The organism is Pseudomonas sp. G3-39 (assembly GCF_054790485.1).
The window spans coordinates 3,833,494-3,858,903 of record NZ_CP186497.1 but is presented as its reverse complement, the minus strand read 5'-3'; the positions used below and the strand labels follow the sequence as shown (position 1 = coordinate 3,858,903).

The window sequence follows — 25,410 nt, the reverse complement described above, 5'->3', positions numbered from 1 at the left end:
CTGCCGCAGGCTGCGATCTTTTGACTTTGATTTTTAAGGATCACAATCAAAAGATCGCAGCCTGCGGCAGCTCCTACAGGTGGTCGTGGGTTTAACCGGCTTAATCCAGTAAACTGCCGCACGTTTTTTCTTCCTGAGTAGTGTTTTCCCCATGCAAATTGCCCTGGCGCCCATGGAGGGGTTGGTCGACGACATCCTGCGCGACGTGCTGACCCGCGTTGGCGGCATCGACTGGTGCGTGACCGAGTTCATTCGGATCAACGATCAGTTGCTCACCCCGGCCTACTTCCACAAGTTCGGCCCGGAGCTGCTGAACGGCGCCCGCACCCGTTCCGGTGTGCCGTTGCGCGTGCAATTGTTGGGCTCCGATCCGGTGTGCCTGGCGGAAAACGCGGCGTTGGCCTGCGAGCTCGGCTCGGAAGTGATCGACCTGAACTTCGGCTGCCCGGCCAAGACCGTCAACAAATCCCGGGGCGGGGCGGTGCTGCTCAAGGAGCCGGAGCTGCTCAACTCCATCGTCGAACATGTGCGTCGCGCCGTGCCGGCGCACATCCCGGTCACCGCGAAAATGCGTCTCGGTTTCGACAGCCCGGACGGCTCGCTGGTCTGCGCCACGGCGCTGGCCGAGGGCGGCGCCGAACACATTGTGGTGCATGCCCGGACCAAGGTTGATGGCTACAAGCCGCCGGCGCATTGGGAGTGGATTCCGCGGGTGCAGGACGTGGTCAAGGTGCCGGTGTTCGCCAACGGTGATATCTGGAGCGTCGAGGACTGGCGCCGCTGCCGCGAGATCAGCGGCGTCGAAGACATCATGCTCGGACGCGGTCTGGTATCGCGCCCGGATCTGGCCCGGCAGATCGCTGCCGCGCGCGCCGGTGAAGAAGTGGTCGAGATGAGCTGGGCCGAGCTGTTGCCGCTGATTCAGGACTTCTGGCTGCAAGCCAAGGCGCAGATGACCGCACGCCAATCGCCGGGTCGCTTGAAGCAATGGCTGGCGATGCTGACGCGCAATTATCCCGAGGCGACCGAGCTGTTTACCGTGCTGCGTCGCGAGACAGAACCGGATCAAGTCTCGCGTTTGCTGGGTTTGCCGGTCGCCGCCGCAGCCTGAAAAAAATCTGTAAATACGCTCTTGAAATCATTTTGGCGGTCCCTATCTAAGGGTTACGCGATGCCGAATTCGGGTCGCGGAGACACAAAAACTTGCTGATTGTTTTCAGGAGATTTGAACCATGAGTACTGCATTTTCCCTGGCACCACTGTTCCGTTCCTCGGTGGGTTTTGACCGTTTCAACGATCTGTTCGAAACCGCGCTGCGCAACGAGCCAGGCAGCACCTACCCACCCTACAACGTGGAAAAACACGGTGACGATCAATACCGCATCGTCGTAGCGGCCGCCGGTTTCCAGGAAGAAGACCTGGAGCTGCAAGTCGAGAAGGGTGTGCTGACCATCAGTGGCGGCAAGCGTGATGCCAACGAAGGCGTGACCTTCCTGCATCAAGGCATTGCCCAGCGTGCTTTCAAGCTGTCCTTCCGCCTGGCCGATCACATCGAGATCAAGGCCGCCGATCTGAGCAACGGTCTGTTGAGCATCGACCTGTTGCGGGTGATCCCGGAAGAAGCGAAAGCCAAGCGCATCCCGATCAACGGAGCGCAGAAGCCGGTTCTGCAATAAGGCCGAGCAAGAAAAAAGGGCGCCACTGGCGCCCTTTTTTTGTGCTCGTCATTCGAGCATTTTTTTCAACGCCTCCAACGCCACCGGCCGACTGTGCAGATAGCCCTGATACAAATGGCAGCCCAGCCCTTGCAGGAACGCCAGTTGCTCCGGCGTCTCCACGCCTTCGGCAATCACCTCCAGTTCCAGGCTGCGGGCCATGGCGACGATGGCGCGGATGATCTCGGCGTCGTTGGGGTCGGTGGTTGCGTCGCGGATGAACGACTGGTCGATTTTCAGGGTGTCCACCGGCAGGCGCTTGAGGTAGGTCAGCGATGAATAGCCGGTGCCGAAATCGTCCATGGCGAAGCTCACACCGAGTTTTTTCAGGCGACGCATTTTGCTGATGGTGTCTTCCAGGTTCTGGATGACGATGCCTTCGGTGATCTCCAGTTTCAGCAGCGAGCAGGGCAGGCCGTGACTGCTCATGCTGTGTTCGATGCGTTCGACGAAGTCGTTCTGGCGGAACTGCCGTGGGCTGATGTTTACGCACAGGCTGAAGTTGAGCGGGTCGACCAGTTTCAGCGCGATCAATTGTTTGAACGCCTCACAGGCCTCATCGAGGATCCAGGTACCGACCTCCAGAATCAGCCCGCTGTCTTCCAGCACCTTGATGAATTCAGTGGGCGATTGCGCGCCGAGTTCCGGGTGATTCCAGCGCACCAGCGCCTCGGCGCCAATGATGCGGTTGTCCCGCGCATCGACCTGCGGCTGGTAGTGCACGTTGAATTCACCGCGCGACAACGCCAGACGTAAGTCAGTCTCCATGCGCAGCCGTTCGCTGGCCGCCTTCTGCATGGTGTTGTGGTACATCTGCGTGGTGTTGCGCCCGGAATCCTTGGCCCGGTACAGCGCAATGTCGGCGCGTTTGAGCAGGTCGGTCGGGGTCGAGCCGTGATCGGGAATCAGTGCCACGCCGATGCTCGGTGTCACTTGCAGGCGCTGGCCGTCGAGGAACATCGGCTCCGAGAGCAGTTCGCGAATGGTGTCGGCCAGTTCTCGCACTTGTGCACTGACCTCGTTGCGCGTGCCTTCCAGACCACTGAGCAGCACCACGAATTCATCGCCGCCGAGACGCGCCACCGTGTCCTCCATGCGCACGCTGGCTTCAAGCCGCGCGGTGATGATTTTCAGCACCGTGTCGCCGACCGGATGACCCAGCGAGTCGTTGATGTGCTTGAAGTGATCGAGGTCGAGGAACAGCAGCGCACCGCGAAGGTTGTGGCGCTTGAGCAGGGCGATCTGCTGGCTCAGGCGATCCATCAGCAAGGCGCGGTTGGGCAGATTGGTCAGCGGATCGTGATAGGCCAGATGGCGGATCTGCGCTTCGGCGTTTTTCAGCAGGCTGACATCTCGGGCGGTCAGCAGCAGGCACGCGGTTTCGTTGAGGGTGATCGGTTCGATCGACACTTCCACCGTCAGCAACTCACCGCGCTTGTTGCGCCCGAGCATTTCCTGATGGTGCACGCGGCCCTTGATCTGCAGTTCGGCAAGCAGCGCCGAGCGTTGTTTCTCTTCGGCCCAGATGCCGATCTGGTACACGGTTTTGCCCACCACTTCTTCGGCGCGATAGCCGGTGAGGCGGCAGAAACCGTCGTTGACCTCCAGATAGCGCCCGGTGTCACGTTCGGTGATGGTGATCGCGTCGGGGCTGGAGTGAAACGCCTTGGCGAATTTCTCTTCGCTGGCCTTGAGTGCGGCCTCGGAGCGCTGTTGTTGGGTGATGTCGCGCAGGGTGGTGACGATGCACGGCTGATTGCCGACGCTGATCTGCCGGCTGGAAATCACGCACGTCAGCGACTGGCCGTCCTTGTGCTGGACGATGATCGCGACATTGCTCAGGCCCTGTTCGCGGATCACCCGCTCGATACGTTGCAGGCTTTTCGCCGAGGCGTCCCACAGGCCGATGTCCTCGGCGGTGCGCCCGATCACGTCGGCGGCGCTCCAGCCGAAGGTCTGGGTGAAGCTGTTGTTGATTTCGATGAACTCGCCGCTGTCCTGACGGGTGACGCAGATCGGGTCGGGGCTGACCTGGAACAGCGTGGCGAATTTCTCTTCCGAAGCGACCAAGCGCTGCTCGCGCTCGACCTGATCGGTGATGTCCAGCAAGGTCCCGGCCATGCGCAGCGGCGCGCCGTTTTCGTCGCGGTAGAGGCGGGCGCGGCTTTCCAGATAGCGCGAGCTGCCGTCGGACAGCTGCACGCGATAAGTCAGTTGATAGTTGCCGGCCGGGCCTTCACGCAGGCTGCGGTAGGCGTCGCGCATGCTGTCGCGCTCCTCACCGGGCACGCCTTCGAAGAACTCCTCGAATGATTCGTGAAACGGGATCGGCTCCAGCCCGTGCAATTGCGCGGCCCGCGCCGAGCCGTAGAGCATGCCGCTGGGAATGTGCCAATCCCAAGTGCCGAGTTGCGCCGAGTCCAGCGCCAGATCAAGGCGTTCCTGACTGTCTTTCAAGGCGTGTTCGGCGGCTTTGCGTTCGGTGGTGTCGAGAAACGTGCTGAGCAGATACGGCTGGCCTTCGAGTTCGACCTTTTGCGCACTGAGGATACCGTCATGAATCTGCCCGTTGCTGGCGCGGAACTGCACTTCCATGCTGATCAATTCACCTTTGGCCTTGGTCTTTTTCACCAGCTCTGCGCGTTGTTCCGGGTGCACCCACAGGCCCAGTTCCAGTGTGGTGCGACCGATGGCGTCCTGGACCGGCCAGCCGAACAGACTTTCGAAATACTGGTTGGCTTCGGTGATCAGGCCGTCTTCCTGGCGCGTCAGCAGCACCATGTTCGGGCACAGGTGAAAAAGTGTGGCGAAACGTTTCTCCGAGCTGCTCAGAGCCTGTTCGCGCTGGCGCTGGTGGGTGATTTCGCGAATCACCCCGATCATTCGGGGCCGGCCGTTTTTGTCCGGCAGCAGGCTGCCGCTGATTTCCAGCCAATGCAGGCTGCCGTCGGGCCAGCGGATGCGGTGGTGCATCGCCTGTTCCAGCGGGGCGCCGGCAATCACCGCGTGGAAGGCGCGCACGGTTTTCGCCCGGTCTTCGGGCGGCAGCAGATCCAGATATTCAAGATCCTGCGGCAACGGTTGACGTGGATCGAAGCCGAACAGCGCCTGAGTGCCCCGTGACCAGCTGATCTGCCCGCGCTCGATGTCCCAATACCAGGCGCCGAGCCGGGCGCCGTTGAGCGCGGCGAGCAATTGCGGCGCACTCTCCCAGCTCTGCTCGGAACGTCGCGGATCAATGGCCTGAATACGCGGCATCGGCGGAATTCGGTCAACAGATTTCGGCATTGTTAACGGGCCTTGAGCTGATGGTGGCGTTAGGCACAGGGACAGCGGCTCTATAGGAGTAGCACAAGTTAGCCGGGAGTCCCTGGCAGATCGATTTGCGCATCCAGCAAGGCCATGAAAGCCCTTGCCGCATTCGACAGCGTCCGTTCGGTGTGCACGATATAGCCTAGCTGGCGACTGAGCTGTATGCCCGGCAAAGGTATGCGCGCGACCTGTTCATCAAGCATGGTGCGGGGCAGAACACTCCAGGCCAGACCAATGGAGACCATCATCTTGATGGTTTCCAGGTAGTTGGTGCTCATGGCGATGTTCGGCGTCAGCCCTTGGGCTTCGAACAAGCGTTGGACAATGTGATGAGTAAAGGTGTTGCCTCCGGGAAAAACCGCCGGATGACCGGCAATGTCCGCCAGGCTCACCGCGCCATTGCTGATCAGCGAATGTTCCGGCGCCACCACGAAATCCAGCGGGTCGTCCCACACCGGCGCGGCTTTGACCAGCGTGTGCGGTTCCGGCGCCAGGGTGATCACCGCCAGTTCCGCACGGCCATGGAGAATCTCTTCGTAGGCCACTTCCGAATCAAGGAACTGAATATCCAGCGCCACCTGTGGGTAGCGGCGGGTGAATTCCCTTAACAGGGGCGGCAAGCGGTGCAGGCCGATGTGGTGACTGGTGGCCAGGGTCAGCCGGCCGCTGACTTCGCCGGTCAGGTTGGTCAGGGCACGGCGGGTGTCGTCCAGCACGTTGAGAATCTGATAAGCCCGGGGCAACAGGGCGCGGCCGGCCTCGGTCAGGCCGACTTCACGACCGAGTCGGTCGAACAGCCGCACCTTCAATTGTTGCTCCAGTCCGGCGATGCGTTTGCTGATCGCCGGTTGCGTCAGATGCAGGCGTTCCCCGGCGCCGGAGAAGCTGCCGGTCTCGGCGATGGCGATAAAAGCATTGAGGTTGGCCAGATCCATGGTTCGTATTCCAGTTAGTTATCCAAAGCATAAAAAATATGAATTTGAGTTATTTAATGTAACCCCATAGGATCGGCCTCACAAGCCAAAGGGTTATTGATAAGCCCAGGGCATAGAAACAAGCTGATGAGGAACCGTCTGATGGCCGGCAAAACGCTCTACGACAAGCTCTGGGATTCGCATTTGGTCAAACAGCGCGACGATGGCTCGGCGCTGATCTATATCGATCGTCACATCATCCACGAAGTGACCTCGCCGCAAGCCTTCGAAGGCCTGCGTCTGGCCGGGCGCAAGCCTTGGCGCATCGATGCCAACATCGCGACCCCGGACCACAACGTACCGACCACACCGGAGCGCAAGGGCGGCATCGCCGCGATTGCCGACCAGGTCTCGCGTTTGCAGGTTCAGACCCTCGATGACAATTGTGATGAGTACGGCATTGTCGAGTTCAAGATGAACGACATCCGCCAAGGCATCGTCCACGTGATCAGCCCGGAGCAAGGCGCAACCTTGCCGGGCATGACCGTAGTCTGCGGCGACTCGCACACCTCGACCCACGGCGCGTTCGGTGCCTTGGCGCACGGGATCGGCACTTCCGAGGTCGAGCACGTGCTCGCCACCCAGTGCCTGGTCGCGAAGAAAATGAAGAACATGCTGGTGCGCGTCGAAGGTCAGTTGCCATTCGGCGTGACCGCCAAGGACATCGTCCTCGCGGTGATCGGCAAGATCGGCACCGCCGGCGGTAACGGCCATGCCATCGAATTCGCCGGCAGCGCGATCCGCGACCTGTCCGTCGAAGGCCGCATGACCATCTGCAACATGTCCATCGAAGCCGGCGCCCGTGTGGGCCTGGTGGCTGCGGACGAAAAGACTGTCGAATACGTCAAGGGCCGTCCGTTCGCACCGACCGGCGCGCAGTGGGATCAGGCAGTTGAAGCCTGGAAGGATCTGGTCTCCGATGCCGATGCCAAGTTCGACACCGTAGTTGAGTTGGACGCTGCACAGATCAAGCCGCAAGTCAGCTGGGGCACTTCGCCTGAAATGGTGCTGGCCGTTGATCAGAACGTGCCGGATCCGGCCAAAGAGATGGATCTGGTCAAGCGCGATTCGATCGTCCGCGCCTTGAAATACATGGGTTTGACCGCCAATCAGGCGATCACCGACATTCAGCTGGATCGCGTGTTCATCGGCTCCTGCACCAACTCGCGCATCGAAGACTTGCGCGCTGCGGCTGTGATCGCCAAGGGCCGCAAGGTCGCTTCGACGATCAAGCAGGCGATTGTCGTACCGGGTTCGGGTCTGGTGAAGGCGCAGGCGGAAGCCGAAGGTCTCGACAAGATCTTCCTCGACGCCGGTTTCGAATGGCGTGAGCCGGGATGCTCGATGTGCCTGGCGATGAACCCGGACCGTTTGGAGTCCGGCGAGCATTGCGCCTCGACCTCCAACCGTAACTTCGAAGGCCGTCAGGGCGCCGGTGGTCGTACCCACCTCGTGAGCCCGGCCATGGCCGCTGCGGCGGCGGTGAACGGTCGTTTCATCGACGTTCGTGAATTGATCTGAAGGAGAGCGCAGCATGAAAGCTTTTACCCAGCACACTGGTCTTGTCGCGCCTCTGGATCGTGCCAACGTCGACACCGACCAGATTATCCCGAAGCAGTTTTTGAAGTCGATCAAGCGCACCGGTTTCGGCCCGAACCTGTTCGACGAGTGGCGTTACCTGGATGTCGGTCAGCCGTATCAGGACAACTCCAAGCGTCCGTTGAACAAGGAGTTCGTGCTCAACGCCGAGCGTTATCAGGGCGCCAGTGTGTTGCTGGCCCGCGAGAACTTCGGTTGCGGCTCCAGCCGTGAACACGCGCCGTGGGCGCTGGAAGAATACGGTTTCCGCAGCATCATCGCGCCGAGCTACGCCGACATCTTCTTCAACAACAGCTTCAAGAACGGCTTGCTGCCGATCATCCTGAGCGACGCTGAAGTCGATGAATTGTTCAAGCAGGTCGAGGCCGAGCCGGGCTATCAATTGCAGATCGATCTGCACGAGCAGACCGTGACCAGCCCGAACGGCAAGGTGTACCGCTTCGAGATCGACGCGTTCCGCAAGCATTGCCTGCTCAATGGTCTGGACGATATCGGCCTGACCTTGCAGGACGGTGATGCGATTGCCGCGTTCGAGGCCAAGCATCGTGTGAGCCAGCCTTGGTTGTTCCGCGACGCGTGATTGATTCGAGATTGATGTAGTCAGGGCCGGCCTCTTCGCGAGCAGGCTCGCTCCCACACTTGAAATGCATTCCCCTGTGGGAGCGAGCCTGCTCGCGAAGACGGCCGCTCAAACAACACAAATGCAGGATGTGACCATGACCAGCACCGCCCAACACAGTCAGGTTGTACAAAAGCAATTCGGTGAACAGGCCGCCGCCTACCTGAGCAGCGCTGTTCACGCTCAAGGCACCGAATTCGCGCTGCTACAGGCTGAACTGGCCGGGCAGGGCGAAGCCCGGCTGCTGGACCTGGGTTGCGGCGCCGGTCATGTGAGTTTTCATGTGGCGCCACTGGTCAAGGAAGTGGTGGCCTACGACCTGTCGCAGCAGATGCTCGATGTGGTGGCCGCTGCGGCGGTTGATCGCGGCATGAACAACATTGCCACGGTCAACGGCGCCGCCGAGCGCCTGCCGTTTGCCGATGGCGAATTCGATTACGTGTTCAGCCGTTATTCGGCGCACCATTGGAGCGACCTCGGGGTGGCCCTGCGTGAAGTGCGTCGGGTGCTGAAACCGGGCGGTGTGGCAGCGTTCATCGACGTGTTGTCACCGGGCAGTCCGTTGTTCGACACTTACCTGCAAAGCGTCGAAGTGCTGCGCGACACCAGCCACGTGCGCGATTATTCCGCCGGCGAGTGGTTGCGTCAGGTCAGCGAGGCCGGGCTGCACACTCGCAGCACCACGCGTCAGCGCCTGCGTCTGGAATACAGCAGTTGGGTCGAGCGCATGCGCACGCCCGAGGTGATGCGCGCGGCGATCCGCCAGTTGCAGCAGTCGATGGGCAACGAAGTACGAGAATATTTTGAGATTGATGCCGACGGCTCGTTCAGTACAGATGTAATCGTATTGATGGCTGAGCGCTAAGAATTTTTCCGGGCGCGCCCTGAGTGGCGCACCGATTGAAGACACGAGGAAAGCATGAGCAAGCAGATTCTGATTCTCCCAGGTGACGGTATTGGTCCGGAAATCATGGCCGAAGCGGTCAAGGTGCTGGAGCTGGCCAACGACAAGTACAACCTGGGCTTCGAGCTGAGCCATGACGTGATCGGTGGCGCGGCCATCGACGAGCATGGCGTGCCGTTGGCCGACGAAACCCTCGAGCGTGCCCGTGCTGCCGACGCCGTGCTGCTGGGCGCAGTGGGCGGCCCGAAATGGGACACCATCGAGCGTGACATCCGCCCTGAGCGTGGTCTGCTGAAAATCCGTGCGCAGCTGGGCCTGTTCGGCAACCTGCGTCCGGCGATCCTCTACCCGCAACTGGCCGACGCTTCGAGCCTGAAGCCGGAAATCGTTGCCGGTCTGGACATCCTGATCGTCCGTGAGCTGACCGGCGGCATCTACTTCGGCGCGCCACGCGGCACCCGCACCCTGGAAAACGGCGAGCGTCAGTCTTACGACACCCTGCCGTACAGCGAAAGCGAAATCCGCCGTATCGCCCGCGTCGGTTTCGACATGGCCATGGTTCGCGGCAAAAAGCTGTGCTCGGTGGACAAGGCCAACGTGCTGGCGTCCAGCCAACTGTGGCGTGAAGTGGTCGAGCAGGTCGCCAAGGATTACCCTGAAGTCGAGTTGAGCCACATGTACGTCGACAACGCCGCCATGCAACTGGTGCGCGCACCGAAGCAGTTTGACGTGATCGTCACCGACAACATGTTCGGCGACATTCTCTCCGACGAAGCCTCGATGCTTACCGGATCGATCGGCATGCTGCCGTCGGCCTCGCTGGATTCGAACAACAAGGGCATGTACGAGCCGTGCCACGGTTCGGCCCCGGACATCGCCGGCAAAGGCATTGCCAACCCGTTGGCGACCATTTTGTCGGTGTCGATGATGCTGCGTTACAGCTTCAATCTGCACGATGCGGCCGATGCCATCGAGAAAGCCGTCAGCGTGGTGCTGGATCAAGGCTTGCGCACCGGTGACATTTATTCGGCCGGTTGCACTAAAGTCGGAACGCAGGAAATGGGTGACGCAGTAGTCGCCGCGCTGCGGAATCTGTAATCTCTCGGGCCCGCTGCGAAATTCAATACAAAGCAGCGGCCCACTTTTCAAGAAGGTGTAGTTGCGATGAAACGTGTAGGTCTGATCGGTTGGCGCGGCATGGTCGGTTCCGTGCTCATGCAGCGGATGCTGGAAGAGCAGGATTTCGATCTTATCGAGCCGGTGTTTTTCACCACTTCCAATGTCGGTGGCCAAGGCCCGTCCGTGGGCAAGGACATTGCTCCGCTCAAGGACGCTTACAGCATTGAAGAGCTGAAAACCCTCGACGTGATCCTGACCTGCCAGGGCGGCGACTACACCAGCGAAGTGTTCCCCAAGCTGCGCGAAGCCGGCTGGCAGGGTTACTGGATCGACGCGGCTTCCAGCCTGCGGATGAACGATGACGCCGTCATCATTCTCGACCCGGTCAACCGCAAGGTCATCGACCAGCAACTGGACGCGGGCACCAAGAACTACATCGGCGGCAACTGCACCGTCAGCCTGATGCTGATGGGCCTGGGCGGTCTGTTCGAGGCCGGTCTGGTCGAGTGGATGAGCGCCATGACTTATCAGGCGGCCTCCGGTGCCGGCGCGCAGAACATGCGTGAACTGATCAAGCAGATGGGCGCGACCCATGCTGCGGTGGCCGATCAGCTGGCCGATCCGGCGAGCGCGATCCTCGACATCGACCGTCGCGTGGCCGAAGCCATGCGCAGTGACGCGTACCCGACCGAAAACTTCGGCGTACCGCTGGCCGGCAGCCTGATCCCGTGGATCGACAAGGAACTGCCGAACGGCCAGAGCCGTGAAGAGTGGAAGGCCCAGGCCGAGACCAACAAGATCCTCGGCCGCTTCAAGAGCCCGATCCCGGTCGACGGTATCTGCGTGCGCATCGGCGCCATGCGTTGCCACAGCCAGGCGCTGACCATCAAGCTGAACAAAGACGTGCCGATCGCTGATATCGAAGGGCTGATCAGCCAGCACAACCCTTGGGTCAAACTGGTGCCGAACAACCGCGACATCAGCATGCAGGAGCTGAGCCCGACCAAGGTCACCGGCACACTGAACGTACCGGTGGGTCGTCTGCGCAAGCTGAACATGGGCTCGCAATTCGTCGGTGCCTTCACCGTCGGCGACCAACTGCTGTGGGGCGCGGCCGAACCGCTGCGTCGCATGCTGCGGATTTTGCTGGAGCGTTGATCGCTTGATGCAATGAAAGAACCCGTGCCTTGTGAGAGGTGCGGGTTTTTTTATGCCTCAGGTTTCCCGTTGTCTGGTCTGACGCCTTCGCGAGCAGGCTCACTCCTACAATGTTCGGTGTGAGGCGAACTTTTGTGTGCAACCACCCCTGTAGGAGTGAGCCTGCTCGCGATGAGGCCGGAACTGACAGCGCAAATGCCCGACAGAAATTGCCTGCATCTCACTCACCCGGTAAAGTGCCGCTCCCCCCGTTTCGCCAGAGGTAGAACCATGACCCAGACCCTTGATATTGCCGTCGTCGGCGCCACCGGTACTGTCGGCGAAACCCTCGTACAGATTCTCGAAGAGCGCGACTTCCCGGTCGGCAACCTGCACCTGCTGGCGAGCAGCGAATCCGCCGGCAGTTCGGTGCTGTTTCGCAACAAGAACGTGCGCGTGCGTGAAGTCGACGAGTTCGATTTCAGCAAGGTCAAACTGGTGTTCTTTGCCGCTGGCGCTGCCGTTTCCCTGAGTTACGCGGCGCGTGCCCGCGCGGCCGGTTGCTCGCTGATCGATCTGTCCGGCGCATTGCCGGCCGAGCAGGCGCCGCAAGTGGTGCCGGAGGCCAACGCCGAGGTGATTGCCGGTCTGAAAGCGCCGTTCCAGGTCAGCAGCCCAAGTCCGTCGGCGACGACGCTGGCCGTGGTGCTGGCACCGCTGCTCGATTTGCTCGAGCTGCAATACGTCAACGTCACCGCCAATCTGGCCGTGTCCGCCCAAGGTCGCGAAGCCGTGACCGAGCTGGCCCGGCAGACCGCCGAGCTGCTGAACATGCGTCCGCTGGAGCCGACTTTCTTTGATCGGCAGATGGCCTTCAACCTGTTGGCCCAGGTCGGCACGCCCGACGCTCAAGGCCACACGCTGCTGGAAAAACGTCTGGTGCGCGAGTTGCGTCAGGTGCTGAAGCAGCCTTTATTAAAGATTTCCGCCACTTGCGTTCAAGCCCCGGTGTTTTTTGGCGATAGCTATAGCGTGACCTTGCAGTCAGCGAGCGCGGTCGACCTGGCAAAGGTCAACGCTGCGCTTGAGGATGCGCCCGGCATCGAGCTGGTTGAGGCCGGCGATTATCCGACTGCGGTGGGTGACGCGGTGGGGCAGGACGTTGTCTATGTCGGTCGGGTGCGCAGCGGTGTCGACGACCCGGCGGAACTTAATCTGTGGCTGACGTCAGATAACGTACGCAAAGGCGCGGCCCTGAATGCTGTGCAGGTCGCTGAATTGTTGATAAAAGACCTGCTGTAAAAGATACTTGGCAACAATTTGTCGACTGATTCTAGGTGAGCGCTATGCTTGCCCGGAGCACTTGATAACGTGTCACCCTCCGGGACTTTCCGGGGCATCAAAGAAATGATCGCGCGCGGCAGTCTGTCGTCGTCGCGCGCAATGCCTTACGGCAGCGGCAATCAACATCTTCTCGCTGGCCGAGGAACGTTCAAACAAAGGATGAGGCTATGGTTCAAGTTCGCAAACTGGTGTTAGCAATAGCGGCCGCCTCGGCGCTGTCCTCCGGTATGGCGCATGCCCTCGGGCTCGGGGAGCTGACCCTGAAGTCGACCCTGAACCAGCCGCTGGTGGCCGAGATCGAGCTGCTCGACGTCAAGGATCTCACCGCTGCCGAAGTGGTGCCGAGCCTGGCTTCACCCGAAGATTTCGCCAAGGCCGGCGTCGATCGCCAGGCCTTCCTCAACGACCTGACGTTCACCCCGGTGCTCAACGCCAGCGGCAAAAGCGTGCTGCGCGTGACTTCGAGCAAACCGCTGTCGGAACCGATGGTGAAATTCCTCGTGCAGGTGATGTGGCCGAATGGCCGTCTGCTGCGCGATTACAGTGTGCTGCTGGATCCGTCGAAATTCTCGCCACAGACCGCTGACGCCGCCGCACAACCGGCGCCGGCGCAGACCATCGCCGCACCGACCACCGGCGCCACGCACCCGTCGCAATACACCACCACGCCGCGCGACACCCTGTGGGAAATCGCCGCGAAGGCGCGCACCGGCGGCTCCGTGCAGCAGACCATGCTGGCGATTCAGGCGTTGAACCCGGACGCGTTCATCGACGGCAACATCAACCGGCTGAAAACCGGTCAGGTGCTGCGCCTGCCGGACTCGGTGGAAAGCACCGCGCTGCCGCAATCGAAAGCGATTGCCGAAGTCGCCGCGCAGAACGAAGCCTGGCGTCAGGGTCGTCGCTATGTGGCCAAGCCGGGTACCGGCCAGCAGCAGCTCGATGCCACCAAGCGTGGTCGCAGCAATGTCGGCGCCGGCCAGAATGCCAAGGACAACCTGAGTCTGGTCTCTGCCGAAAACGCCAAAGGGCGTGGCAAAGGCCCGGCCGGCGATGCCAAGGCCTTGAGCAACAAGCTGGCGGTGACTCAGGAAAGCCTCGACACGACCCGTCGTGACAACGAGGAACTGAAAAGCCGCATGGCCGATCTGCAAAGTCAGCTGGACAAGCTGCAACGCCTGATCGAGCTGAAGAACAATCAACTGGCGAAGATGCAGGCCGAAGGCCCGGGCGCTGCGCCAGCCGCGACCGCTGCCGTACCGGCGATCACCGCCGAACTGGCTGCAACCCCTCCAGCCACCCCGGCAGAAGCGGCGCCAACACCTGAATCGGCGATTGCGCCACCGGTCGACACGCCTGCCGAGACGCCAGTGGTTGCGCCAAAACCGGTAGTCGACGAAGACAAAACCTTCAATGAACTGCTGACCAATCCGATCCTGTTGGGTCTGATCGGTGGCGGTGCGGTGGTGTTGCTGCTTCTGCTGTTGCTGCTGGCCCGTCGCCGCAAAGCCCAGCAGGAAGCCGAGAAACACCTGCGCATGGCCCGCGCCCTGGCGGAAGAACAAGAGTTCTCTGCCGAGCAGGATCTGCCGGAAAGCAGCTTCGAAGGCCTGGAAACACCTGCTGCCAGCGTCAAGCTCAACACCCCGGCACCTGCGCCAGCGCCTGCTGCGGTAGTGGCTCCGGTGGTGATGGCTGAGCCGATTGCCGCGCCATTGGTCGCACCGTCCGCCGAGCGTTCCGATGACGTGCTGGACAAGGCTCAGTCGCACATCAATGCCGGTCGCCTGAATCAGGCCGCAGCGTTGCTGGAAGAGGGCGTCAGCCTCGAGCCGCAACGCAGTGATCTGCGTCTGAAGCTGATGGAAGTCTACGGTCAGCAGGGTGATCGCGATGCGTTCGTGGGTCAGGAGCGTCAGTTGGTGGCCAACGGTGATAACTTCGCCAAGGTCGAAGAGCTGAAAAAACGCTTCCCGGCCATGGCGGTCGTCGCTGTCGCGGGTCTGGCTGCAGCGGCAGCCGCCGCCGAACTCGATGCGCAATACGTCAAGGAGCTGCTGCTCGACGAGCCGGAGGCGCCTGCACCTGAGCCTGCGGCAGACGATCTCGATAGCGCGTTCGACCTGAGCCTGGACGATCTCGACAACATCACTCCGGTTGAGCCTGCACCTGTTGTTGAGCCTGACGCGCCGGTGGAGCTGGACGAGTTCCCGGCCGACGACGATCTGAGCTTTGAATCGGTGCTGCAACAGCAGACCGAGATCAAAGAGAACCTCGACGACCTGTCGGACTTCGACCTCGATCTGGATCTGGGTGCCGAGCCTGCGCCAGCCCCGGCGGCGGATCTGGCGGAGGATGACTTCCTGCTGGATCTGGACGAAGGCGTGAAAGATCTGTCGCCGGCCGAGCCTGTGGTCGCCAACGAAGTGCCACAGGACGATCTGGAGCTGCCGGCGGATTTCGATCTGTCGCTGGCTGATGAAATGGACAGCAACCCGGCGGCCGAGCCTGACGCATTCGCAGCGGAACTGAATGACGTCAACGCCGAGCTGGATCGCCTGTCGCAGAGCATCGCCGAGCCGACCTTCACCGAAGCCGATGCGGCCATGGGCGATGATCTGGGCGAGGACGATTTCGACTTCCTCGCCGGCACCGACGAAGCCGCGACCAAACTCGATCTGGCCCAGGCCTACATCGATATGGGCGACAGCGACGGCGCACGCGACATCCTCAACGAAGTGTTGACCGAGGGTGACGAAAAGCAGCGTGGCGAAGCCAAGGAAATGCTTTCGCACCTGGCATGAGCCAGCGGTAAATAAAAACGGCAGCCCATTGAGGCTGCCGTTTTTGTTTGGGCTGGATTTTGTGGCGGCGGTGCTATCGCCATCGCTGGCAAGCCAGCTCCCACAAGTATTGCATGCGCTGCAGAAACTGTGGGAGCTGGCTTGCCAGCGATGGGGCCAGATCGGTCAACACAGAACTGACTGGCATCCCCGACTCACAGCCTTATAATGCCCGCCTTTGTACATCAGCAGGCTGTCCCACCTTGGCAAACATAGATAACCCGGTCGCCGAAATGGCACCCGAAGGCTTTTACCGTGTGGCACTGGGCGTCGAGTACAAAGGCTCGCGCTACAGCGGCTGGCAGCGTCAGTTGACCGGCGTGGCCACGGTGCAGGAAGAGCTCGAAAAAGCCTTGTCGAAAGTCGCCAATTCGCCGATTTCGCTGCAGTGCGCCGGGCGTACCGATGCCGGGGTGCATGCTTGCGGACAAGTGGTTCATTTCGACACGCCAGTCGATCGTTCGCTGAAAGCCTGGGTGATGGGCGCCAATATCAATCTGCCCCACGACATCAGTGTCAGTTGGGCGCGGGTGATGCCGGCGCATTTCCATGCGCGGTTCAAAGCCATCGCCCGGCGTTATCGCTATGTGATCTACAACGATCAGATTCGTCCGGCGCATCTCAACGAAGAGATCACCTGGAACCACCGCCCACTCGACGTTGAGCGCATGGCGCAAGCTGCGCAATATCTGATTGGCACCCACGATTTCAGTGCGTTCCGTGCTGGTCAGTGCCAGGCCAAGTCGCCGATCAAGAAGATGCATCATCTGCGCGTGACCCGTCACGGCAAGATGATTGTGCTCGATATCCGCGCCAACGCCTTTTTGCACCACATGGTGCGCAACATTGCCGGTGTGTTGATGACCATCGGTGCTGGCGAGCGCCCGGTCGAGTGGATGAAGGAAGTGCTGGAAAGCCGCGAGCGCCGTTCCGGTGGCGTGACAGCGCATCCGTACGGGTTGTATCTGGTGCAGGTCGAGTATCACGACGAATTTCCGTTGCCCGAGCGTTTTATCGGGCCACATTTCCTTACGGGTTTCTCGGAACTTGACGGCTGACGCCCTCGAACGCATTTGTTACCATCCGGGACTTTCCCGAATTTGACGCGGAGTTTTTCTCGATATGTCAGCCGTTCGCAGCAAGATCTGCGGGATTACCCGCATAGAAGATGCGTTGGCAGCGGTCGAGGCCGGGGCGGATGCGATCGGGTTCGTGTTCTACGCCAAGAGCCCGCGTGCAGTGAACGTGCAGCAGGCGAGGGCGATCATTCAGGCTTTGCCGCCGTTCGTGACGACGGTGGGCCTGTTCGTCAACGCCAGCCGCTGCGAGCTGGGGGAAATCCTCGATGCCGTGCCGCTGGATCTGTTGCAGTTCCATGGCGACGAAACCGCTGAACAGTGCGAAGGTTGGCATCGTCCGTACATCAAGGCATTGCGGGTCAAGGCTGGCGACGACATCGCCGCTGCCGTCGATGCCTATCCGAGTGCCAGTGGCGTGCTGCTCGACACTTACGTCGAAGGCGTGCCGGGCGGAACCGGCGAGGCGTTCGACTGGTCATTGATTCCGCAAGCGTTGAGCAAGCCGCTGATCCTGGCCGGTGGCCTCACCCCGGAAAACGTCGCCGACGCTGTGGCCCGGGTCAAACCGTACGCGGTCGATGTCAGCGGCGGGGTAGAAGCGAGCAAGGGCATCAAGGATCATGCGAAGATCCGCGCGTTCATCAATGCCGTACGTAGAAGCTCGCAGGGAGCGTCTACTTCGATGTGACGGCTGGCGAACTGCCGCCGTCCATCAATGCACTTGCACAAAGCAGGCGAGGCTGAGGGTTTCTGGAGTTGCACGCAGGTCATGTTCCGCGCTGACCGCGGCGTTCCATCAATCATCGCCACACACATGAATTTAGCTGAAGGGCATACGCGGGGCTGCGAACCAGAGCGTTCGGGCCGCCGGTACTGGAGAAAGAAAGCATGAGCAACTGGTTGGTAGACAAACTGATCCCTTCGATCATGCGTTCGGAGGTCAAGAAGAGCTCGGTGCCTGAAGGTCTGTGGCACAAATGCCCGTCCTGCGAGGCTGTGCTGTATCGCCCTGAGCTGGAAAAGACCCTGGACGTTTGCCCCAAGTGCAACCACCACATGCGCATCGGCGCACGGGCGCGCATCGACATCTTCCTGGATGCCGAAGGCCGCAACGAGCTGGGTGCAGATCTGGAGCCGGTTGACCGTCTGAAATTCCGCGACGGCAAGAAGTACAAGGACCGTCTGGTCGCTGCACAGAAGCAGACCGGCGAAAAAGACGCGCTGATCTCCGTCAGCGGCACCCTGCTGGGTATGCCGGTGGTGGTGTCGGCGTTCGAATTCAGCTTCATGGGCGGTTCCATGGGCGCCATCGTCGGTGAGCGCTTCGTGCGCGCCGCCAACTACGCCCTGGAAAACCGTTGCCCGATGATCTGCTTCGCCGCCTCCGGTGGTGCGCGCATGCAGGAAGCGCTGATCTCGCTGATGCAGATGGCCAAGACGTCGGCGGTACTGGCGCGTTTGCGTGAAGAAGGCATTCCGTTCATCTCGGTGCTGACCGATCCGGTCTACGGCGGCGTTTCCGCCAGCCTGGCAATGCTCGGCGACGTGATCGTCGGTGAGCCGAAAGCCCTGATCGGCTTCGCCGGTCCGCGCGTGATCGAGCAGACCGTGCGTGAAAAACTGCCGGAAGGCTTCCAGCGCAGCGAGTTCCTGCTGGAGCATGGCGCGATCGATCTGATCATCGATCGTCGTGAACTGCGTCCACGCCTGGGCAATCTGCTGGCGCAACTGACCGGCCAGCCGACTCCGACCTACGTCGCCGCTCCTATCGAGCCAATCGTCGTTCCACCGGTGCCTGCCAACGTATGACCGAGCGTACCCTTGGCGAGTGGCTCGCCTACCTTGAGCAGTTGCATCCATCGGCCATCGACATGGGGCTGGAGCGTTCGCAACAGGTAGCGTCCCGCATGGGACTGGGCCAGCCGGCGCCTCGGGTGATTACGGTCACCGGCACCAACGGCAAGGGTTCGACCTGCGCTTTCGTGGCTTCATTGCTGCGGGCGCAGGGCCTGAGCGTGGGTGTCTACAATTCTCCGCACCTGCTGCGTTACAACGAGCGGGTGCAGCTCAATGGCGTCGAAGCCACTGACGCTCAGCTGTGCGAAGCCTTCGCTGCAGTCGAGGCCGGGCGTGGCGACACTTCCCTGACTTACTTCGAAATGGGCACCCTGGCGGCGTTCTGGCTGTTTCAACAGGCAAAACTTGACGCTGTGGTGCTGGAAGTCGGGCTGGGCGGGCGTCTGGACACGGTCAATGTGGTGGACGCCGATATCGCGCTGGTCACCAGCATTGGCGTCGATCATGCCGAGTACCTGGGCAATACCCGCGAATCCGTGGCCTTCGAGAAGGCCGGGATTTTCCGTCAGGGCAAGCCTGCGCTGTGCGGTGACCTGAATCCTCCGCAACCGTTGCTCGACAAGGTCCGCGAGTTGGCGTGCCCATTCTCTCTGCGCGGGCGCGACTTCGATCTTGGGATCACCGATCACCACTGGCAATGGCGCGGCACTGACGCCCAAGGTCAGGTGGTCGAATTGCATGATTTGCCGCTGCTCGATCTGCCGATGGAAAACGCCGCGCTGGCCTTGCAGGCGTATCTGCTGCTCGGTTTGCCGTGGAATCCGTCGCAAATTGTTGCTGCCTTGCAGGCCACTCGCGTGGTCGGCCGGCTGGATCGCCGCTCGTTCGAATTCGATGGCAAGCGCCTGAACCTGCTGCTGGACGTGGGGCATAACCCGCACGCGGCGGAGTATCTGGCGCGGCGCCTGGCCACTCGGCCGCCGGTAGGCAAGCGCCTGGCGGTGTTCGGCTTGCTGGCCGACAAGGATCTGGATGGTGTTGTCGGCGAATTGAATGCTAGTGTCCAGCATTGGGCGGTCGCGCCGCTGGATTCGCCGCGTTCGCGTCCGGTCAGTGAATTGCACGCCGGGTTGCAGAACCTTGGCGCGTCCGTCACGTCCTATGACAGTGTCGCGGCTGCGCTGGAAGGGCAGTGCGAGATCGCAACCAGCGACGACGAGATTCTGTTGTTCGGATCATTTTATTGTGTCGCCGAGGCCCTTGAATGGTTGGCCCGGCGCTCCACGGAGGAAGCGGCAAATGGCTTTGCTGGATAAAGCGTACAAGCAGCGCATGGTTGGCGCCCTGGTGCTGGTGGCACTGGCGGTGATTTTCCTGCCGATGCTGTTTTCCCGCCAGGACGAGCAACGTCAAGTGACGGTCGAGGCGCCTGCCGCGCCGCAAGCCCCTTCGATGCCGCAGGTGCAAATGGAATCGGTGGCCGTGCCTGAGCCGCAGGCTTTGCCGCAAGAACCGGTGCCAGCGGATGAAGAAGTCGCAGAAGATACTGCGCCTGCTGCACCAATCGCGGCAGCCCCGGCGCCGACGGCGCCCATAGCAATCGCCAAGCCGACTGCGCCGCCTGCGGTGGCCAAACCGATTCCGGCACCTGCTCAGCCTATTGCTGCTGCGTCGAAACCTGACACTACGCAAAGTCGCGTCGATGCCAATGGCCTGTCGGTCAGCTGGTCGGTGCAACTGGCCAGCCTGTCGAGTCGCGCCAGCGCCGAAAGCCTGCAGAAAACTCTGCGCAGCCAAGGCTATAACGCCTATATCCGTTCCGCCGATGGCAAGAATCGGGTGTTCGTCGGGCCGCTGATCGAGCGTGCCGAGGCCGATCGTCTACGTGATCTATTGAGCCGCCAGCAGAACCTCAAGGGTTTTGTCGTGCGCTTCCAGCCCGAGCGCGGCTAGGATCTATCGATTCGATTGAAATGCACTGAAAATCGCAGCTTACCGACAGCGGTGCGCTCTGCTAAAATGCGCCGCCTTATCCGTCTGTAGGCTGCACTGTGCCATTTACCCTGGTTGACTGGGCGATCGTTGCAATCATCGCCATCTCCGCTTTGATCAGTTTGAGCCGCGGCTTCGTCAAGGAAGCATTATCGCTGGTGACCTGGATCATCGCAGGAGCGGTTGCCTGGATGTTCGGTGGCTCACTGTCCGAGTACCTCGCCGGATACATCGAAACCCCATCGGCTCGCGTGATCGCGGGCTGTGCCATCATGTTCGTCGCCACACTGATCGTGGGCGCAATGATCAATTATCTTATCGGCGAGTTGGTGCGCGTGACCGGGTTGTCCGGCACCGACCGATTCCTGGGCATGGCCTTCGGCGCGGCGCGTGGCGTGTTGCTGGTGGTCGTGGCAGTCGGGCTGTTGAGCCTGGGGCCGGTACAGCAGGACGGGTGGTGGAAAGAATCACAGCTCGTGCCAAAGTTTCTATTGGTCGCCGACTGGTCCAAAAACCTGATTCTCGGGTGGAGCAGTCAGTGGCTTGCCAGCGGAATCAGCGTACCCGCTGATATTCCGTTCAAGGAGCAACTCTTGCCGTCGGCCAAAACGCCTCAGTGAGTGTTGTTCAGTTCAGATCCATTAAGTAGGGGTTGCGTCGCATGTGTGGCATCGTCGGTATCGTCGGTAAGTCGAACGTCAATCAGGCGCTGTATGACGCGCTAACCGTGCTCCAGCACCGCGGCCAGGACGCTGCCGGTATCGTGACCAGCCATGATGGCCGGTTGTTCTTGCGCAAGGACAATGGTCTGGTGCGTGACGTGTTTCAGCAGCGTCACATGCAGCGCCTGGTCGGCCACATGGGTATCGGCCACGTCCGTTACCCGACTGCCGGCAGCTCGACCTCGGCCGAAGCGCAGCCGTTTTACGTCAACTCGCCTTACGGCATCACCCTGGCGCACAACGGCAACCTGACCAACGTTGAACAGTTGGCCAAGGAAATCTACGAATCCGACCTGCGTCACGTCAACACCAGTTCCGACTCGGAAGTGCTGCTCAACGTGTTCGCTCATGAGCTGGCCCAGCGCGGCAAGCTGCAACCGACTGAAGAAGACGTGTTTGCCGCCGTGACCGACGTGCACAACCGTTGCGTCGGCGGTTACGCGGTGGTGGCGATGATCACCGGTTACGGCATCGTCGGTTTCCGTGACCCGCACGGCATCCGTCCGATTGTGTTCGGCCAGCGTCACACCGACGAAGGCGTCGAGTACATGATCGCTTCCGAAAGCGTTTCGCTGGACGTGCTCGGTTTCACCCTGATCCGCGATCTGGCCCCGGGCGAAGCGGTCTACATCACTGAAGACGGCAAGCTGCACACCCGTCAGTGCGCGACCAACCCGTCCCTGACCCCGTGCATTTTCGAACACGTCTACCTGGCGCGTCCGGATTCGATCATCGACGGCGTGTCGGTGTACAAGGCGCGTCTGCGCATGGGCGAGAAACTCGCCGAGAAGATCCTGCGCGAGCGTCCGGAGCACGACATCGACGTGGTCATCCCGATTCCGGACACCAGCCGCACCGCCGCGCTGGAGCTGGCGAACCACCTGGGTGTGAAATTCCGCGAAGGCTTCGTCAAGAACCGCTACATCGGCCGGACCTTCATCATGCCGGGCCAGGCGGCGCGCAAGAAGTCGGTTCGCCAGAAGCTCAACGCCATCGAACTGGAATTCCGCGGCAAGAACGTGATGCTGGTCGACGACTCGATCGTACGCGGCACCACCTGCAAGCAGATCATCCAGATGGCCCGCGAAGCAGGCGCGAAAAACGTCTACTTCTGCTCGGCGGCTCCGGCCGTACGCTTCCCGAACGTTTACGGTATCGACATGCCGAGCGCTCACGAACTGATCGCGCACAATCGTTCGACTCAGGACGTGGCGGATCTGATCGGCGCTGACTGGCTGATCTATCAGGACCTGCCTGACTTGATCGAAGCGGTCGGTGGCGGCAAGATCAAGATCGAAAACTTCGATTGCGCGGTGTTCGACGGCAAGTACGTGACCGGCGACGTCGACGAGGCTTACCTGGACAAGATCGAGCAGGCACGCAACGATGCCTCCAAGGTCAAGACCCAGGCGGTCAGTGCGATCATCGATCTGTACAACAACTGAGTTTCTACCGGCCCTGAGGGGCCGGTTTTGTATCTGGCAAAAGACTTTCATTTATTCAGAACAGGGCAAGGAGTGACAGCATGAGTCAGGAATGGGATGCCGGTCGGCTGGACAGCGACCTCGAAGGCGTAGCGTTCGATACCCTGGCCGTACGTGCCGGTCAGCACCGTACGCCGGAAGGCGAGCACGGTGATCCGATGTTCTTCACTTCCAGCTACGTGTTCCGCACCGCTGCCGACGCAGCAGCGCGGTTTGCCGGGGAAGTGCCGGGCAACGTTTACTCGCGCTACACCAACCCGACCGTGCGCGCGTTCGAAGAGCGCATTGCCGCTCTGGAAGGTGCCGAGCAAGCGGTCGCCACCGCCACGGGCATGGCCGCGATCATGGCGGTGGTGATGAGCCTGTGCAGTGCCGGTGATCACGTGCTGGTGTCGCGCAGCGTGTTCGGTTCGACCATCAGCCTGTTCGAGAAGTACTTCAAGCGTTTCGGTGTGCAAGTTGATTACGTGCCGCTGGCCGATCTGTCGGGTTGGGATGCGGCGATCAAGCCGAACACCAAGCTGCTGTTCGTCGAGTCGCCGTCCAATCCGTTGGCCGAGCTGGTGGATATCACCGCACTGGCGGAAATCGCTCACGCCAAAGGCGCGATGCTGGTGGTCGACAACTGCTTCTGCACGCCAGCCTTGCAGCAGCCGCTGAAACTCGGCGCGGACATCGTCGTGCACTCGGCGACCAAGTTCATCGACGGCCAGGGCCGCTGCATGGGCGGTGTGGTGGCCGGTCGCAGCGAGCAGATGAAAGAAGTTGTCGGTTTCCTGCGCACCGCCGGGCCGACACTGAGTCCGTTCAACGCGTGGATCTTCCTCAAGGGCCTGGAAACCCTGAATCTGCGGATGAAGGCGCACTGCGCCAACGCCCAGCAACTGGCCGAATGGCTGGAGCAGCAGGACGGTATCGAGAAGGTTCATTACGCCGGTCTCAAGAGCCATCCGCAGCATGAACTGGCCCAGCGTCAGCAGAAGGGCTTCGGCGCGGTGGTGAGTTTCGAGGTCAAGGGCGGCAAAGAGGGCGCGTGGCGCTTTATCGATGCCACCCGGTTGATCTCGATCACCGCCAACCTTGGTGACAGCAAAACCACCATCACTCATCCGAGCACCACCTCCCATGGCCGTCTGGCGCCACAGGAGCGTGAAGCAGCAGGGATTCGTGACAGCCTGATCCGCATCGCGGTCGGTCTGGAAGACGTGGCGGACCTGCAGGCTGATCTGTCGCGCGGTCTGGCGGCGTTGTGATCGAGTTGTCTACTCCGAAGGCGGGCACCCATGGCCGCGTGGCGCTGGTTACCGGTGCTGCGCGCGGCATCGGTTTGGGTATCGCGGCCTGGTTGATCAGCGAAGGCTGGCAAGTGGTGTTGACTGATCTCGATCGTGTGCGCGGTTCGAAAGTGGCGAAGGTGCTGGGCGAGAATGCCTGGTTCATCGCCATGGACGTGGCGGATGAAAGTCAGGTCGCGCTGGGCGTTGCCGAGGTGCTCGGCCAATTTGGTCGTCTCGATGCGCTGGTGTGCAACGCGGCAGTCGCTGACCCGCACAACATCACCCTGGAAAGTCTTGATCTGGCGTACTGGAATCGGGTGCTGGCGGTGAATCTCAGCGGGCCGATGCTGCTGGCCAAGCACTGTGCGCCGTATCTGCGCGCGCACAACGGCTCGATCGTCAATCTGGCCTCGACCCGTGCGCGGCAGTCGGAGGCTGATTCCGAGGCGTATGCGGCGAGCAAGGGCGGGTTGTTGGCGCTGACCCACGCGCTGGCGATCAGCCTCGGGCCGGAAATTCGCGTCAATGCGGTCAGCCCTGGCTGGATTGATGCCCGGGATCCTTCTGCGCGGCGAGCCGAGCCTTTGGCCGATGCCGATCATGCTCAGCATCCGGCGGGCAGGGTAGGGACGGTCGAGGATGTGGCGGCGATGGTCGCGTGGCTGTTGTCGCGCAATGCCGGGTTTGTCACTGGGCAGGAATTCGTCGTGGATGGCGGCATGACCAAGAAGATGATTTACACGGACTAAGAAGCGAAGCCGCAAACCTGTGGGAGTGAGCCTGCTCGCGATAGCGGTTTCAGGGTTGTTGCTTTCTTCAGGGAATGAAGCAATTTCGTCTTTTTCAGAAAAACTTCAATCCTGCTATTGACTTAGGTTCGCTACCTGCGTAAATTTCGCGGCCTCGGAGATGCAAACGGGTGATTAGCTCAGCTGGGAGAGCGTCTGCCTTACAAGCAGAATGTCGGCGGTTCGATCCCGTCATCACCCACCACTCCCCGAGAAACTTGCGAAAGCAAGAGGTAGGCTGAAAGTGCCTCCACCGACGCGCAGCGGTAGTTCAGTCGGTTAGAATACCGGCCTGTCACGCCGGGGGTCGCGGGTTCGAGTCCCGTCCGCTGCGCCATATTTTACGAGTCAGACATTGTCTGGTTCGCGATTGCAAAGCACCGAAGCTTTCAGTCAAAACGAGTTACTTGAGCGCAAGCTCAAAGCGATACGCAGCGGTAGTTCAGTCGGTTAGAATACCGGCCTGTCACGCCGGGGGTCGCGGGTTCGAGTCCCGTCCGCTGCGCCATATCTGTTTCAAGGACCACTGAACGCCTTGAAACACCGAAAGCAACCGCTGGTTGTTTCGGAATCGATAGCAAAGACCCTGGTCGAAAGACCGGGGTTTTTTGTGTCTGAAATTTGGCTTTCCTCTCTTCCTCCCTCCTCAATCCAGCGCAAATCCCTGTGGGAGCGAGCCTGCTCGCGAAAGCGGTGTGCCAGCTA

Annotated in this window: 20 protein-coding genes and 3 tRNA genes; 21 read left to right on the top strand and 2 right to left on the bottom strand. The window is 61.1% G+C overall.

What is annotated here, in order from left to right; all coding sequences use genetic code 11:
- Positions 1-151 precede the first annotated feature (151 nt).
- Together ACOYXG_RS17110 and ACOYXG_RS17105 are read left to right on the top strand one after the other, a co-directional pair.
- Positions 152-1,111, top strand: a complete 960-nt coding sequence (locus ACOYXG_RS17110) for a tRNA dihydrouridine synthase (RefSeq protein WP_027611526.1) — start codon at positions 152-154, stop codon at positions 1,109-1,111.
- 121 nt (positions 1,112-1,232) lie between these two features.
- Positions 1,233-1,676: an Hsp20 family protein gene (locus tag ACOYXG_RS17105; RefSeq protein ID WP_007969230.1), complete on the top strand. Its 444-nt coding sequence runs from the start codon at positions 1,233-1,235 to the stop codon at positions 1,674-1,676.
- A 48-nt stretch (positions 1,677-1,724) separates the two neighbouring features.
- On the opposite strand, the gene ACOYXG_RS17100 is transcribed toward ACOYXG_RS17105, so the two are convergent.
- Both ACOYXG_RS17100 and ACOYXG_RS17095 read right to left on the bottom strand, forming a co-directional pair.
- Entirely contained in the window at positions 1,725-5,003 is a 3,279-nt protein-coding gene (locus tag ACOYXG_RS17100; RefSeq protein WP_460352954.1) for a sensor domain-containing protein, read from the bottom strand.
- 68 nt (positions 5,004-5,071) lie between these two features.
- The gene (locus tag ACOYXG_RS17095) at positions 5,072-5,962 is read right to left on the bottom strand and encodes a LysR family transcriptional regulator (protein ID WP_103367614.1); all 891 of its coding nucleotides are present in this window, start codon (positions 5,960-5,962) and stop codon (positions 5,072-5,074) included.
- 141 nt (positions 5,963-6,103) lie between these two features.
- On the opposite strand from ACOYXG_RS17095, the gene leuC reads away from it, so the two are divergent.
- The 19 genes from leuC to ACOYXG_RS17000 all read left to right on the top strand — a co-directional run bounded on the left by leuC (position 6,104) and on the right by ACOYXG_RS17000 (position 25,213).
- On the top strand, positions 6,104-7,522 hold the full coding sequence (gene leuC, locus ACOYXG_RS17090; RefSeq protein WP_460352951.1) for a 3-isopropylmalate dehydratase large subunit: 1,419 nt from the start codon (positions 6,104-6,106) through the stop codon (positions 7,520-7,522).
- A gap of 13 nt (positions 7,523-7,535) precedes the next feature.
- Entirely contained in the window at positions 7,536-8,180 is a 645-nt protein-coding gene (gene leuD / locus ACOYXG_RS17085) for a 3-isopropylmalate dehydratase small subunit (protein WP_007969234.1), read from the top strand.
- Between the two features lie 136 nt (positions 8,181-8,316).
- Positions 8,317-9,084 (top strand): class I SAM-dependent methyltransferase, encoded by a 768-nt coding sequence (locus ACOYXG_RS17080; protein ID WP_460352949.1) that lies wholly within the window; start codon positions 8,317-8,319, stop codon positions 9,082-9,084.
- Positions 9,085-9,138: 54 nt separating this feature from the next.
- Positions 9,139-10,221, top strand: coding sequence for a 3-isopropylmalate dehydrogenase (gene leuB, locus ACOYXG_RS17075; RefSeq protein WP_115989365.1), 1,083 nt, complete (start codon positions 9,139-9,141; stop codon positions 10,219-10,221).
- Positions 10,222-10,287: 66 nt separating this feature from the next.
- Entirely contained in the window at positions 10,288-11,400 is a 1,113-nt protein-coding gene (gene asd / locus ACOYXG_RS17070) for an aspartate-semialdehyde dehydrogenase (protein ID WP_003226428.1), read from the top strand.
- A gap of 270 nt (positions 11,401-11,670) precedes the next feature.
- Positions 11,671-12,681: an aspartate-semialdehyde dehydrogenase gene (locus ACOYXG_RS17065; protein ID WP_460352946.1), complete on the top strand. Its 1,011-nt coding sequence runs from the start codon at positions 11,671-11,673 to the stop codon at positions 12,679-12,681.
- A gap of 209 nt (positions 12,682-12,890) precedes the next feature.
- The gene (locus tag ACOYXG_RS17060) at positions 12,891-15,527 is read left to right on the top strand and encodes a FimV/HubP family polar landmark protein (RefSeq protein ID WP_460352944.1); all 2,637 of its coding nucleotides are present in this window, start codon (positions 12,891-12,893) and stop codon (positions 15,525-15,527) included.
- A gap of 272 nt (positions 15,528-15,799) precedes the next feature.
- Positions 15,800-16,624: a tRNA pseudouridine(38-40) synthase TruA gene (truA, locus tag ACOYXG_RS17055; RefSeq protein WP_027611533.1), complete on the top strand. Its 825-nt coding sequence runs from the start codon at positions 15,800-15,802 to the stop codon at positions 16,622-16,624.
- Between the two features lie 64 nt (positions 16,625-16,688).
- Positions 16,689-17,333, top strand: a complete 645-nt coding sequence (locus ACOYXG_RS17050; protein ID WP_183780985.1) for a phosphoribosylanthranilate isomerase — start codon at positions 16,689-16,691, stop codon at positions 17,331-17,333.
- 200 nt (positions 17,334-17,533) lie between these two features.
- Positions 17,534-18,454, top strand: coding sequence for an acetyl-CoA carboxylase, carboxyltransferase subunit beta (accD, locus tag ACOYXG_RS17045; RefSeq protein ID WP_460352941.1), 921 nt, complete (start codon positions 17,534-17,536; stop codon positions 18,452-18,454).
- Positions 18,451-19,758 carry a bifunctional tetrahydrofolate synthase/dihydrofolate synthase gene (gene folC, locus ACOYXG_RS17040; RefSeq protein WP_460352939.1) on the top strand — a complete coding sequence of 436 codons (1,308 nt, stop codon included), beginning with the start codon at positions 18,451-18,453 and terminating at the stop codon, positions 19,756-19,758. The genes accD and folC overlap by 4 nt, the downstream gene beginning before the upstream one ends.
- Positions 19,742-20,395 (top strand): SPOR domain-containing protein, encoded by a 654-nt coding sequence (locus ACOYXG_RS17035; protein ID WP_096796160.1) that lies wholly within the window; start codon positions 19,742-19,744, stop codon positions 20,393-20,395. Before folC ends, ACOYXG_RS17035 begins: the two co-directional genes overlap by 17 nt.
- Before the next feature lie 98 nt (positions 20,396-20,493).
- A complete protein-coding gene (locus ACOYXG_RS17030) occupies positions 20,494-21,054 on the top strand; it encodes a CvpA family protein (protein WP_007961197.1) in 561 nt (186 codons plus the stop codon).
- Positions 21,055-21,095: 41 nt separating this feature from the next.
- Positions 21,096-22,601, top strand: a complete 1,506-nt coding sequence (gene purF, locus ACOYXG_RS17025) for an amidophosphoribosyltransferase (protein WP_003226416.1) — start codon at positions 21,096-21,098, stop codon at positions 22,599-22,601.
- 80 nt (positions 22,602-22,681) lie between these two features.
- Positions 22,682-23,893, top strand: a complete 1,212-nt coding sequence (locus ACOYXG_RS17020; RefSeq protein WP_103484392.1) for an O-succinylhomoserine sulfhydrylase — start codon at positions 22,682-22,684, stop codon at positions 23,891-23,893.
- A complete protein-coding gene (locus ACOYXG_RS17015) occupies positions 23,890-24,666 on the top strand; it encodes an SDR family oxidoreductase (protein ID WP_027611540.1) in 777 nt (258 codons plus the stop codon). Before ACOYXG_RS17020 ends, ACOYXG_RS17015 begins: the two co-directional genes overlap by 4 nt.
- A gap of 168 nt (positions 24,667-24,834) precedes the next feature.
- Positions 24,835-24,910, top strand: a tRNA-Val gene (locus tag ACOYXG_RS17010).
- Between the two features lie 55 nt (positions 24,911-24,965).
- Positions 24,966-25,042 (top strand) — tRNA-Asp (locus ACOYXG_RS17005).
- Between the two features lie 94 nt (positions 25,043-25,136).
- Positions 25,137-25,213 (top strand) — tRNA-Asp (locus ACOYXG_RS17000).
- Positions 25,214-25,410: the final 197 nt, after the last annotated feature.

Coding starts and splice junctions, on each gene's coding strand:
- ACOYXG_RS17110 (WP_027611526.1), top strand. CDS start 152: ATGCAAATTGCCCTGGCGCCCATGGAGGGGTTGGTCGACGACATCCTG.
- ACOYXG_RS17105 (WP_007969230.1), top strand. CDS start 1,233: ATGAGTACTGCATTTTCCCTGGCACCACTGTTCCGTTCCTCGGTGGGT.
- ACOYXG_RS17100 (WP_460352954.1), bottom strand. CDS start 5,003: ATGCCGAAATCTGTTGACCGAATTCCGCCGATGCCGCGTATTCAGGCC.
- ACOYXG_RS17095 (WP_103367614.1), bottom strand. CDS start 5,962: ATGGATCTGGCCAACCTCAATGCTTTTATCGCCATCGCCGAGACCGGC.
- leuC (WP_460352951.1), top strand. CDS start 6,104: ATGGCCGGCAAAACGCTCTACGACAAGCTCTGGGATTCGCATTTGGTC.
- leuD (WP_007969234.1), top strand. CDS start 7,536: ATGAAAGCTTTTACCCAGCACACTGGTCTTGTCGCGCCTCTGGATCGT.
- ACOYXG_RS17080 (WP_460352949.1), top strand. CDS start 8,317: ATGACCAGCACCGCCCAACACAGTCAGGTTGTACAAAAGCAATTCGGT.
- leuB (WP_115989365.1), top strand. CDS start 9,139: ATGAGCAAGCAGATTCTGATTCTCCCAGGTGACGGTATTGGTCCGGAA.
- asd (WP_003226428.1), top strand. CDS start 10,288: ATGAAACGTGTAGGTCTGATCGGTTGGCGCGGCATGGTCGGTTCCGTG.
- ACOYXG_RS17065 (WP_460352946.1), top strand. CDS start 11,671: ATGACCCAGACCCTTGATATTGCCGTCGTCGGCGCCACCGGTACTGTC.
- ACOYXG_RS17060 (WP_460352944.1), top strand. CDS start 12,891: ATGGTTCAAGTTCGCAAACTGGTGTTAGCAATAGCGGCCGCCTCGGCG.
- truA (WP_027611533.1), top strand. CDS start 15,800: ATGGCACCCGAAGGCTTTTACCGTGTGGCACTGGGCGTCGAGTACAAA.
- ACOYXG_RS17050 (WP_183780985.1), top strand. CDS start 16,689: ATGTCAGCCGTTCGCAGCAAGATCTGCGGGATTACCCGCATAGAAGAT.
- accD (WP_460352941.1), top strand. CDS start 17,534: ATGAGCAACTGGTTGGTAGACAAACTGATCCCTTCGATCATGCGTTCG.
- folC (WP_460352939.1), top strand. CDS start 18,451: ATGACCGAGCGTACCCTTGGCGAGTGGCTCGCCTACCTTGAGCAGTTG.
- ACOYXG_RS17035 (WP_096796160.1), top strand. CDS start 19,742: ATGGCTTTGCTGGATAAAGCGTACAAGCAGCGCATGGTTGGCGCCCTG.
- purF (WP_003226416.1), top strand. CDS start 21,096: ATGTGTGGCATCGTCGGTATCGTCGGTAAGTCGAACGTCAATCAGGCG.
- ACOYXG_RS17020 (WP_103484392.1), top strand. CDS start 22,682: ATGAGTCAGGAATGGGATGCCGGTCGGCTGGACAGCGACCTCGAAGGC.